This is a genomic window from Paenibacillus sp. FSL R10-2788 (assembly GCF_038003885.1).
GTDB lineage: Bacteria > Bacillota > Bacilli > Paenibacillales > Paenibacillaceae > Paenibacillus_AQ > Paenibacillus_AQ odorifer.
Map to the genome: position 1 here is coordinate 3,990,718 of NZ_JBBOQA010000001.1, position 12,286 is coordinate 4,003,003.

At 43.6% G+C, this 12,286-nt stretch carries 11 protein-coding genes and 1 other annotated feature; of the genes, 3 read left to right on the top strand and 8 right to left on the bottom strand.

Annotated elements, in window-relative coordinates:
* Positions 1–6: 6 nt before the first annotated feature.
* Genes NSQ50_RS17640 through NSQ50_RS17650 form a run of 3 tightly spaced genes read right to left on the bottom strand, consistent with a single transcriptional unit; the run spans position 7 to position 2,227 of the window.
* A complete protein-coding gene (locus NSQ50_RS17640; protein ID WP_081387006.1) occupies positions 7–984 on the bottom strand; it encodes a formylglycine-generating enzyme family protein in 978 nt (325 codons plus the stop codon).
* Between the two features lie 35 nt (positions 985–1,019).
* The gene (locus NSQ50_RS17645) at positions 1,020–1,553 is read right to left on the bottom strand and encodes a chromate transporter (RefSeq protein ID WP_076141899.1); all 534 of its coding nucleotides are present in this window, start codon (positions 1,551–1,553) and stop codon (positions 1,020–1,022) included.
* An 11-nt stretch (positions 1,554–1,564) separates the two neighbouring features.
* A complete protein-coding gene (locus NSQ50_RS17650; RefSeq protein WP_256717124.1) occupies positions 1,565–2,227 on the bottom strand; it encodes a chromate transporter in 663 nt (220 codons plus the stop codon).
* A 186-nt stretch (positions 2,228–2,413) separates the two neighbouring features.
* On the opposite strand from NSQ50_RS17650, the gene NSQ50_RS17655 reads away from it, so the two are divergent.
* Entirely contained in the window at positions 2,414–3,613 is a 1,200-nt protein-coding gene (locus tag NSQ50_RS17655; protein ID WP_036688209.1) for an ROK family protein, read from the top strand.
* Positions 3,614–3,706: 93 nt separating this feature from the next.
* A protein-coding gene (locus NSQ50_RS17660) for an IS3 family transposase (protein WP_094903917.1) occupies positions 3,707–5,265 on the top strand; the annotation gives its coding sequence in 2 pieces (ribosomal slippage) (positions 3,707–4,340 and positions 4,340–5,265; 1,560 coding nt in all).
* 86 nt (positions 5,266–5,351) lie between these two features.
* On the opposite strand, the gene NSQ50_RS17665 is transcribed toward NSQ50_RS17660, so the two are convergent.
* From NSQ50_RS17665 to tyrS, 3 genes are all read right to left on the bottom strand, one after another.
* The gene (locus NSQ50_RS17665) at positions 5,352–6,596 is read right to left on the bottom strand and encodes an anaerobic sulfatase maturase (protein WP_038571746.1); all 1,245 of its coding nucleotides are present in this window, start codon (positions 6,594–6,596) and stop codon (positions 5,352–5,354) included.
* A gap of 224 nt (positions 6,597–6,820) precedes the next feature.
* The gene (locus NSQ50_RS17670; protein ID WP_036688213.1) at positions 6,821–7,108 is read right to left on the bottom strand and encodes a hypothetical protein; all 288 of its coding nucleotides are present in this window, start codon (positions 7,106–7,108) and stop codon (positions 6,821–6,823) included.
* 205 nt (positions 7,109–7,313) lie between these two features.
* Positions 7,314–8,573, bottom strand: a complete 1,260-nt coding sequence (gene tyrS, locus NSQ50_RS17675) for a tyrosine--tRNA ligase (protein WP_036688216.1) — start codon at positions 8,571–8,573, stop codon at positions 7,314–7,316.
* Between the two features lie 186 nt (positions 8,574–8,759).
* Positions 8,760–8,990, bottom strand: a binding site (T-box leader).
* Between the two features lie 151 nt (positions 8,991–9,141).
* On the opposite strand from tyrS, the gene NSQ50_RS17680 reads away from it, so the two are divergent.
* Positions 9,142–9,588, top strand: a complete 447-nt coding sequence (locus tag NSQ50_RS17680) for an Lrp/AsnC family transcriptional regulator (RefSeq protein ID WP_038571749.1) — start codon at positions 9,142–9,144, stop codon at positions 9,586–9,588.
* Positions 9,589–9,664: 76 nt separating this feature from the next.
* Here the strand turns inward: NSQ50_RS17680 and NSQ50_RS17685 are convergent, their stop codons facing one another.
* Positions 9,665–11,215, bottom strand: coding sequence for an acetamidase/formamidase family protein (locus NSQ50_RS17685; RefSeq protein WP_076225197.1), 1,551 nt, complete (start codon positions 11,213–11,215; stop codon positions 9,665–9,667).
* A gap of 240 nt (positions 11,216–11,455) precedes the next feature.
* Positions 11,456–12,268: a DNA alkylation repair protein gene (locus NSQ50_RS17690; protein ID WP_038571752.1), complete on the bottom strand. Its 813-nt coding sequence runs from the start codon at positions 12,266–12,268 to the stop codon at positions 11,456–11,458.
* Between the last annotated feature and the right edge of the window lie 18 nt (positions 12,269–12,286).

A 12,286-nucleotide genomic window follows, 5' to 3' on the forward strand; every position in this document is an offset into this window, starting at 1 on the left:
AGTGCTTTAACTTGTATAATCAGCCGTACATCGAAAGCCAATATTTCCGGCAGAGCTGTCTGGAGTATTTTTGCTTCTAGCCGCCACCCGATAACGGTTGCAGTAAGATTTATGGCACAAATATGATCCTCCGCGCATCGATCTTGCGACACCACTTACTGGACCTTTCGGATTCACGGATTCGGAAGATAAATGATAGTCCTTAGTAAACCAATCCGCGCACCATTCCCACACGTTTCCTGACATATTATAAAGACCATAGCCGTTAGGCAGATAGGAACTTACAGGTGCGGTACCTGCAAAACCATCACTGGCATGATTTTTATCGGGAAACTTTCCCTGCCATATATTACAGCGATGCTCTCCGCCTGGTTTTAATTCATCCCCCCAAGGATACCGTTTCTGAACCAGTCCTCCTCGTGCGGCATACTCCCACTCCGCTTCCGTAGGCAGACGTTTACCAGCCCAGCGACAATATGCATCCGCATCATGCCATGATAGGTGAATAGCCGGATGATCAAGTCGTTCATCTACATGGGAATCCGGACCTTCAGGATGACACCAATCCGCTCCCTCCACCACCCACCACCAGGGGGTTTGAGTGGCTACTTGGGTCACCTTTTTCCCAGTTTCCATGGATACAAAAGAATGAAACACGTAAGACCATCCAAAACGTTCCGCATCTGTAACGTAGTTTGTTTCCTGGATAAAAGCAGCAAACTGCTTGTTCGTAACCGCCGTTGCATCCATCAAAAAGGAAGATAAGGTAACCTTCCTAGTCGGCCCTTCTCCATCTGCGGGGAACCCTTCCTTATCATCCGTCCCCATAAGAAAAGTGCCTCCAGGGATAAGGATCATGTCCGAGAAATCTTTTTCCCCTGTTACTCCTTGAACCGTTGTGTTCTCCTTACAAACATCAATAGATTCTTGTTTCGCGACTTGATTTCGACTAGCTGAACAACATGCCCTTATATTCTCTGACATGATTTACCTCCAATCTGGGATCGTCCCGGCTCTGTCTAAAAAAAAGCTACCCCAAGAATGCCAGAAGCAACGATAATGGTGAGCGGATGCAGCTTATATTTCATTAAACCATAAAGTGCAGCGAATACAATGATCAACATGCCAAGGGTCTGCCAAGTAATAAAAGCATGTTCCACGCTATTTAAGCCAAAACGAATCACAGCATAGGCAATCAAGCCTGTAATCACTGGCCGCAAACCATAAAATAACGTTTTAATCCATTGACTATCCCTCACCCGATAAAAGAAGACAGAAATAACAATGATGATTAAAAATGAGGGCAGAACCATGCCTAATGTTGACACAATCGCTCCTTCCATTCCGGCTATACGATATCCGATTAAGGTTGCACTGTTCGTCGCAACAGGACCAGGTGACATCCCTGCGATGGAAACTACCTCTTGAAATTCCCCTTCGGATAACCAACCCCCAGCCATGGCTTCATGCTGAATCATCGGAATGATGGCGTACCCTCCTCCAAAAGACAGAAGACCTATTTTTATAAAAGTGAAAAATAAATTCCAAATCACATCGCTTCCCCCTAGATGTAATACTCCGGATAATTCGATTCTTCATCAGAAGCTTTCAAGGACTCCTTCTCCGTTCGAACTTGGAGCCCTAAGAGCTGTTTAATTTGCAGATATACAAACCCAATACATAAACCAACTGCAATCACGTAAATGGGATTAATTCCGAAAACCAGTAAAACAACCGGTATAACTAACGCCGTAACTGCGGTAGTCTTGTCAATTATAGCGTTCTTGGCCATTCGATATGCAGCTACTAGGATCAAAGCAATAACTGCACCATTAATCCCTTTCATAGCGGCAATGACTTTTGGTTGGTCGGCCAGTTGGGAGTACACGGCGCTAAGCAAACAAACAATGATAAAGGTCGGAATCGTTATCCCTGCGATTGCAGCAATCGCCCCCGTCACACCAGCAAGACGATAACCAATGAATGCCGCTGCATTTACACCTACACCACCAGGTGCAGCACCAGCTAAAGATAGAATTTCATCCATCTCTTCTTCACCCAGCCATTTTCGTTTAGCGGAAATTTCCCGTTCGATCATAGGGATCATCGCATAACCTCCCCCGAAGGTTACTGGACCAATTCGAACAAATACCCAAAACAACTGAAACAGTAGACTTATCCTCAGGTCTGTATTCGGTATCATATTTGTTTTCATAGTTGTTCTCATGGAATCCACCCTTTTATAATCTGTCGTAATTTCATTATATCACTTTTTCCCAAAATGGAATTAAGTTTTTTGAACGGTAAAATACAACCAAGGGTTTATGAGTTATACTATATTCATGTTAATAAATACAAACTATATAAAAAACGATCTTACAAGTTCATCCTATATATAGCTTGGAGGTATATCGTGGAAAAGCGCTCGACACAAATTCCATCACCAAAAAAACTTCTATACGACCGAATCGCCGAACAAGGCACTGTTTCCAAGTTGGATCTTCTACAGACATTTTCACTTACCAAAAGCACAATGACGCGGATATTGGATGAGATGACCGAAGAAAGCTTGCTGATAGAAAGCGGATTTGGAGAATCTAGCGGAGGCAGAAGACCTATTTTATACCAGATCAATCCTTTCTACGGTTATATAATCGGTTTAGAGATTTCCAGGGTGTATTCTTCTCTTGGTTTATTTGATATGCAAATGAACCCAAAATCAATTGTTCACTGGCGAATGGATCAGGCATTCACACCTGAAAGATTTATAGATCATATCAGTAATCAAATACGCGCTTTCCTTCGGGACCATCAGTTAGTGGACAGTCAAATCATCGGGATAGGAATAGGGGCTGTGGGGCCACTTGATCGGGAACATGGCTTGATCCTAAAGCCGCTGCACTTCCCTTCTTCGGGCTGGAACAATCTTCCGATTTGCAAATTGGTGGAGGAACGGACGGGGTTCAAAGCTTGGTTGGACAACGGTGCCAATTCCGCATTGCTTGGGGAACGATGGTCTATCCGTCACGCAAACATTCAGCATATGCTTTATGTACATGCCGGAGCAGGACTCCGCTATGCGATGATGTCGCATGGAAGTATTGTTCATGGCACAATGGATATGGAAGATGCCATTGGTCAAATGATCATCCAGACAGATGGACCCCGATTAAATCATGACGGGAACTACGGGGCTCTGGAAGCATTTGTATCTGTGCAGGCCATAGAACAAAGTGCACGCTCGGAGGCGAAAATGGACAACGATCTGATCCTCCAAAGATATAAAGTGGCGCCTGAGAAGCTGACTTATGATGTATTGGTACAAGCCTTTAGAGACGGTAATCCACATGCGCGTGAATTATTTACCCAAGCTGCCAGCCATTTCGGGATCGGGCTCGCTAACGTTATCAACCTGTTTCATCCAGAGACCATCATTCTAGGCGGTGCGCTCATTCACTCTCACGAGTTGTTTTTCCAAACAGCGGTGGAGGTGGCACAGAGAAACACTTACCGTTATCCTGAATACCAACCTCACTTCTCCCTAGGTATATTAAAAGAAGAAGCTGTGGTGACTGGTGCGGCAATAATGGCGAGAAATCATATGGTTCTATAGCATAACAAAAAGGTTGTTCCCAATCCTGATATGCTCCCCATATAGTAGACAGGTGAAATAATAAAAACCTGTCGCTGTATGGGGAGCATTTTTATGGAACAAAAGAAGTATACAGCACTGGAAAAGTTAACGATTCTCCAAGAAATTGAACGGGGCGACATTGGTTTGAAAGCTGCGGCCCGGAAGTATGGAATATCCAAAAACTCTATAGTGAAGTGGCGGCAACGTTATCAATTGTATGGATACGAAGGGCTGGAAGTCCGAAGCTACAATCGTACGTATTCTGCAGAACTTAAACTCTATGCCGTTAAGGATTATCTCGAGGGAGGATTGTCGCAAAACCAAATCATCTGCAAGTATAAGATTGCAAGTGCAACCCAACTCGCCAACTGGATTAGGAAGTATAATGGTCATAGCAACAGCTTAACAGCTCATTCAGGAGGAACTAAAGCTATGACCAAAGGACGCGTAACCACTTGGCAGGAACGGATAAATATCGTGCTGTACTGCCTTTCGAACGGAGAAGACTATGCGAAGGCGGCAAGCCATTTTCACGTGTCTTACCAACAAGTATATAGCTGGGTAAAGAAGTACGAAGCAGGTGGTGAAGAGGCATTACGAGACGGTAGAGGACGCACCAAAGCGCCTGAAGAACTTACGGAAGCAGATCGCCACAAACTCGCGATGCAAAAGCTGGAATACGAGAATGCACGCCTGCGTGCGGAGAATGCTTTTCTAAAAAAGTTAGAGGAACTCGAAAAGAGGAGGCGTTAAGAACCATTCGCCAGGTGAATATCTACCTGGCCATTCAGGCTGTTCAGCAGGAACAGTCTTGCTCCATTCGGCTTTTGTGTGACATCGCAGGGATTTCACGGTCAAGTTATTACAAATGGTTGAATCGCAAACCCAGTTTTCGAGAGGCTGACAACGAGAAACTGACAGAGGCCATGCTCCTCTTGTATGAGAAGGTGGAACGAACCTTTGGGTATCGCCAATTGACCCTGCATTTGCGCAGACAAATGGATAAATCTATTAACGCAAAGCGAGTGTACCGGCTGATGAGATGCCAAGGTATCCAGTCAGTCATCCGCAGAAAGAGAAAGAAGTATGTAGGCTCCACGCCTCAGCAGGTTGCAGAGAATGTGCTGAACCGTAATTTTGAGGCTGAAGCTCCAAACCAAAAATGGGTAACGGATGTAACGGAATTCAAATACGGCAACGGCAAGAAGGCGTATTTAAGTGCAATAAAAGATCTGTATGACAAGTCCATTGTTGCTTACGTTCTGGGTCATTCCAATAATAATTCGCTAGTTTTTAACACACTGGAATTAGCTTTGCAGGCAGCACCGGAGAGCCGAACCTTACTCCATAGTGACCGTGGTTTCCAGTATACCTCTCTGCATTTTAAGAAGATGCTGGACGATGCAGAACTGAAGCAAAGCATGTCCCGAGTAGGCTGCTGCATTGACAATTCGCCGATGGAATCCTTCTGGGGAACATTGAAATGTGAGAAGTACTACTTACATACCTACCAGACCTTTGAAGAACTCCAAACAGATATTGATACCTACATTCACTTTTATAATAACGAACGGTTACAGGCAAAACTAAACGGCCTCAGTCCCATTGAATTTAGGACTAAGGCCGCTTAAACTACTTTTATTTTTTGTGCTGTCTACTTGACGGGGTGCAGTTCAATCCTTTGCATGACTGTTGGGACAACCTTATCTAGTCAAAGCTATAATGCCTGACAGCAATTTTTGAATTTCTTCCCGCTTCCGCAGAGACATGGATCATTTCGACCTGGAAGTGGTTTTGCACTTTTCCTGTACTCCAGCATCCGCTCCGATCTAAGTCGGTTCGCCAGTAATAACATGCGTTCATAGGCGTGTGAGTAGAACATTTTGTAACTATGGCAGAAATAATCAACCTCAGTCCGATCATTAACATCAAGCCAATTCCGGTTGCGCGGACATCCCCCATTGCAAAAGCTAAGGTACTCACACTTATAGCATGATTCATTCATATTGGGCTTCATTAACAAAAAATCATCATATACTGGGCTGGTTAGCAGCGCTTTCAGGTCAGTTTGGCCGATATTTCCTAACCTATGCTCTTCATCAATAAAGAAATCGCAAGGGTAGGCATCCCCGTTCGTTTCAAGCACCATCATCTTCGGGCAACATGAGTTGTGAACGCATAACTCTGCCTCACGATGCATGAATACAAGAAGCATATTCTCAAAAATACGAATAGGAAGCTCTGGATACCCACCGTTGTACCAAAGGTCAAATGTACGGCATAAAAAGACTCCGTATTGTTCAGGTGTAATTCGGAAACGTCCCGCTACATCACTTTTCTGAGAAACAAAATCCATGCAGGGGATAAACTGAATATTCGGAAAGGTATGTTCTAGATAAAATGCCATCAACTCCTCTGGTTTCGTCACGTTATCTTCATGAATCACCGTCAGAATACTATACTCCACACCCTCATTCTGTAAATGACGAATCCCACGCATAACTAGACTATAACTGCCTTTCCCCGAACCCGTTACACGATGAGCATCATGAATAGGCTCTGGGCCATCCAGACTAATCCCAACCAAAAAGTTATACCGTTTAAAAAATTTCGCCCATTTCTCATGGATAAGCGTTCCATTGGTCTGCAGTGCATTACTGATCATCGTATGAGGCGGAGCGTACTTAGCTTGAAATGAAATCACTTGTTCAAAATACGAAAGTCCGGCCAATAATGGCTCCCCACCCTGCCAAGAGAAAGTCGCTATCCCTGATGATCTTTTCATGTACTGAGCGATAAACCGCTCCAGAAGCTCCGTATCCATCACCCGGATCGGTTGCTGAGGATGTCCCCCGGCTGTACTGTAATAGCAATAATCACAGGCTAGATTACAATCCTCTGAGACGGTTTTCCACATGACATGAAGGGTCTCCTGCTTAGAGGTTTGTATACATGCAGTCATACGATTCTGCCCCTCCTATGTAATACTATCTTTGTAGAACCTAATTCCTATTTGTTCAATTAAATCATAGATCTGCAAGTCAACGATGAGTAAAACATCATAGCTGGTCGAATAACTGGGCATAAAAAAGCTGCACTCCCCATTGTCCGTTGGAACAAAGCAATAAGGGTGTGCAGTTTCTTTGTGGATGAGTCTAACTAACGGTAGTTAGAGACTAAGTCTTATTAATTACGGACGTATTCTCTATTTGCTGTTTCCAACATGGATTTCCAATCCGCAAACTTCGTCTCCCTAACAACATGACGATCAAAGAGTTCATCAGGTATGTCAGCAACATCTTCTTCTGTCTTTACTTGAAAGTTCCCTTTGGTTACAAACTCATCGAAACTTTTGTAATTGGAATACTTACTCATAAACGCTTCATTAAACAATTTCTCGAAAGAGATGTGATTGGGATCTTCTTGATACGTTTTCTGTCCTTGTAACTCATTCATCAATTCTTCCATGGTCATTGGTTTTTGTCTTCTCAAATTACCACTCCTAATTTTCTGTTATAGTTGTAGAATATCATGTTAATCCATAAATCACACGAATCCTAAGCTTACCATAATTTTGACGATTTCACCTTTCAAATTTCACTTAATATGCAAATAGTCTGCCTCTATACTTAAAATACAACAAAAAACCTTCCTTATTCATAAGGAAGGCTTCTTATTATTAGGACAATTTCACCAGGCTGTAGTTTTTCTTACCCTTACGGATAATGATAAAACGTCCGCCGATGGCTTCGCTGGCTGTAACTTCAAATGCTACATCGCTAACTTTTTCACCGTTCATGGAAATTGCGCCTTTGGTGATGTCTTCACGCGCTTGACGTTTGGATGGCTCAATTCCTAGATCTACCAGCCACTCCACGATATTTTTGGACTCCAATGTCGTTTCGTAGGTCGGCATTTCCTTGAAGCCTTGCTCGATCTCGTCAGCGGTCAGAGATTTAATATCTCCACTGAACAGAGCGGCAGTAATGCGTTTAGCCTGCTCCAGCAATTCCTCACCATGCACGAATCTGGTCATTTCTTCAGCCAGTGTTATTTGCGCTTCACGTTTATGCGGTTCGGTTTGCACCTTTTCTGCTAGTGCATCAATTTGCTCTTTAGAGAGGAATGTAAAGTACTTCAGGTATTTCACAACATCACGGTCATCTGTATTTGCCCAGAACTGGTAGAATTCAAAAGCTGTCGTTTTGTTCGGATCCAACCAAATGGCTCCACCAGCTGTTTTACCGAATTTTGTACCATCGGCTTTCAGCATAAGCGGGATGGTAAGTCCGAATGCCACCGCTTCAGAACCTTCTTTTTTACGAATCAGATCTAAGCCACTTGTGATGTTCCCCCATTGGTCAGAACCACCGATTTGCAGCTGCACATCTTCATGCTGGAACAGGTGCAGGTAGTCCAGGGATTGCAGGATTTGGTAGGAGAATTCCGTAAAGGAAATTCCGCTGTCCAATCTGCTCGCTACAACATCCTTGGCAAGCATCGAATTGATACTGAAGTTTTTACCATAGTCACGCAAAAATTCGATAACATTGATTTTATGCGTCCAATCGTAGTTGTTCACCATGCGGATTTGATTGTCGCCATCAGTCACGAACAATTTTTTCATTTGTGCTGTAAGTGCATCAACGTTGGCTTGGACTTGCTCCAGCGTTTGCAAAGAGCGCTCGGATTGACGTCCACTTGGATCACCGATCGTTCCCGTAGCCCCACCAATTAGAATAACCGGACGATGTCCTGCCAGCTGGAATCTTTTGAGCACCATGAACGGAATCAAGTGGCCAATATGCATACTGTCACCAGTTGGATCTACACCGCAGTACAGGGATACCGATTTTTGATTGGTCAGTTCTCTAAGCCCTTCGGCATCTGTTTGTTGATTGATGGCATCGCGCCATTCTAGTTCGTCGATAATATTCATTGCCTTACACCCCTCAAAATTAGTAGTTATCCTATAATGAAACATCAGTCCGCCAAGCGGAAACGGCTTTGCCCTCCTGATTAGGACGGTACCGTTTCAGCGAGAAATATAAGGATCATTGATGAAGTGAACCCTATAAATCCTTATATTTAAAAACAAAAAAATCGTCCCCTTGTCTATTGTAGACATAGGGACGATTGAATAACCGTGTTACCACCCAGATTGCACCCATGAAACGCTTATGCTCAAGCATACCATTGATACCACTCTTGACGAGATATCGTTCGCCATTCCGCTCGGTGTTACCCGAGATACTCCAAAGTGTAATTCGCAAGCTTAGTGTGTACCGGGTTTCATCAACCCCCGGCTTTCTGGAACAGGGACTAAGTTACTACTGGGCTCCTTCAACGTATATCGTATATAAGATTACAGCCAGTATAGTGAAATAATTCTTTTATGTCAACTATCTTCAGCAGAGAATGCCGTCACACACTTCTACTGTAAAGCGCTACTAGGCATTTCCACTTTTTTTCTGATACAATTACGAAAAAAGAGGTGAACGAATCCAATGCTAGATCCTATCGATAACCATATTTTGATGCGGCTGGCCCAAAACAGCAGAATTTCCTATACTGATCTAGCTAAAGAAGTCAGTTTATCAAGTGTCGCGGTGAAAGACCGTATTGATCGGCTAGTCAATCAAGGGATTATTGAACAGTTCTCGATTGTCATCAGTGCTGAAAAGCTAGGAAAGAAAATCTCCGCCTACCTGGAACTTGAAGTAGAACCTGCTCATTTGAATCATATCGTCGACGTATTAAAAGAAAACGAACGTGTAGCTGTATTATACGAAATGACAGGACCTTGTATTCTGCATATTCACATCTTAGTTGAGAATCTTGAAGAGATGGAACGGTTTATGCATGAATCAATCTATTGTCTGGATGGACTGGTACGTGTAGAAAACCAAATTTTATTGAAACGCCACAAAAATCAAGACGGCTTAAATATATAAGAAAAAGAACCGCCTATAGACGGTTCTTTTCTCATCTGGATTTTTATTAGAATTATCAAATAATTGCTATTTCGTCCTACTCTGTCTTAGCCAGCTTAGCTTTATAAAAGTTCACGAAATATTCGCTGACCACAACCTGCCCGTTCACAACACTTATTGGGGCTACAAGCTTCACTGTCTCTCCGTTGTAAATTCCCGTTGTCGCTCCAACCTTCATCACCAGAACATTGCCATTGTAGCTTAGCGTAACTGTCTTAGTGGCAGGCTGCCAGCCAACCTTTGCTCCATAGTTCTCAAAGCTGCTCCGTAAAACCACGGGCTTGCGCTCGGAATCGCCGAATTGACCTTTATCAATTAAGGCGTGAACGCCCCAGTTTCCATCCACCACTTGTGTAATTCCAAAATCAGCTGACACCGACATCAGAGAGTATGCTTCATCTTCGCTCAATTCCATTCCAGCCATTAAAAAATCTTTTGTTTTATGAGCGGCATCCTTCATTGCTTTGTCGATGGATGAGTTGTTGAAGATATCCGTCTGAGCACTAGCCCCCAGCTCCTCCAAATAATTAGCGTAGCTGAATCCATGCACGACCCACTCGTTCTCATTTTCAAGTAATGGGAAGTTTAAACCTTTCAGCTTGTTGTTAAGCGATGTTTTTTTATGAAGAATAACTTGTATATCCCCAGTGACCGATGTCTCAATCGCAGTACCGTTAATCTCCGAATCGCCTTGACCGGCATGCGGGTCACCGATCGACAGTAGTGCACCAGCTACGGATACAGGATAATACATCGTTGCACCTTCGGTAATCCGCCAATCATCTACGTTACCGCCGTTGTAAGAAGGTGGAACGGAGTCAACAACATCCGCTTCTTTCGGCGCCACACCCATTGTACCAAAGTGGAGACGCACCGGAATTTTCACACCTTTTAGCACATCGAAATTCTTATCAATCGTTTTATGGTCAACGATAACACCCGGGTAGTCAATTGTCGGGTGCACTTGACCATCCGGATCGGTTTGCACAGACCATTTGTAGTTATATACAGCTGTTGCATAATCTGTTCCACCCTCCGTATCCATCTCATAGATGGTTACTACCTCACGCTTTTTCGGCTCCTCCACCATATCTCCGTATAGATAACCCCAGTTCGCCGCGGCATTCACGCCATATGTTTTTCCAGCGTATTGTTCATTTCCATTAGGTCTCAGCTTCATGTCCAGAATCTTCACTTCCAGCACATCCCCTGGTTCAGCACCTTCTACTGCGATGGGACCCGTCATAATATGTACGCCTGGCCCGCGGAGCGCTTCGTTCTTCTCCCCTTCAATCCAGTGGAAAATATCCTCCACTCCCGCATCTCCTTTAATCATCCGCTCGTAATCATCACCAGAGTGATGTGTAATAGCCTCAACCGTTACGATGTCTCCCGAATGTACAGTCAGAGCTGGATCTCCCTTACCAATATTCCCCCATCGAACAGTCTCCGAATTCGCCTTCAGAACATGGGTTTTTGGCTTATACGCATCATTCGTTGTGTTAGCATACATGACACTGGATAACGAATTCACCACTAAAAACATGGATAACGTGACGCCTACATTACGAATTATTTGTTTTTTCATACGAAAATCCTCCATTCCTTTAATTAGTGTTAGTTTTTGTAACATTCGGTGTTTCTGAGTATAACAGATGACCTGAGGATTAACAATATAAATATTTTCACGAAGTTTGGTTTAAATAATAAATAGGAAGTAGTCTTTCTCTTGAATTATCCAAGTTAACTCCATAATAAAAAAACGCCAACACTTATTAGCCCATAGTGTTTGACGTTTGATTATCCAGTCTAAAGTGATGCACTAATTTTATTTTTGATCAGTAATACTTCTTGTAGCCCGGGTTACAATCCGCTTTGTTTCCTTGGTACCTGATAGGTTCAACCATTCATCACAAATTTGCTGTACCCATGCCGGATTGATTTTGCTAGCATCATTTAACCAATTGCTTACAGAATCCTGAACGTATTTTGCCGGATCAGAGTTAAGCGGTTCTAATAGCGGTAGGGCAATCGCTGGATTTTCTTTGAGCGCTGTAATATGCTTTGCCCATACCCCATGTGGGCGCGTCAATTCGACCGCAAATCTCCTAATATTCGCGTCCTGGTCATGAACCCAAGCCTTTAACGATTCAATGGACGCTTCCAGCTCGGCAATGACTGATTCCCTCAAAGCCATCCAAGAAATCTCACGCACCCCAAAATGACCATCCGCTGCAAAAGGACGGATTGCTGTTAGTTTTTGAACTAGACTCCATTGATGATTCTGCCCCACGATATAAGCAGCCCAGCAGCGAACACTATCGGAGTTATGATGAGCTAACACAGCAAATAGTCGGGAACGTTCCAGCTCTGATTTACAGTCAAATAGAAGCTGCCACTCACGTGAAATCACCGGGATGAGCTTCATGATTTTCTTTTCCGATAACGCATTCAGCCTTTGTAAAATTGGTTTAGCTTCCTGTTCAAAACCTAGCTCATTCAGTACATTTTCCAGCAATATAAGATGATCCACAGCAAGCCATTCCGTTAAATTCACGCTCTGTAAATATCCTTTATTCAGCAGTTCTACAATCTCAACGGGAATTTCAGTAACCTTCCGAGCGCCCTTCCTGCGTTCCATGGAAATCGTCCCTTCACT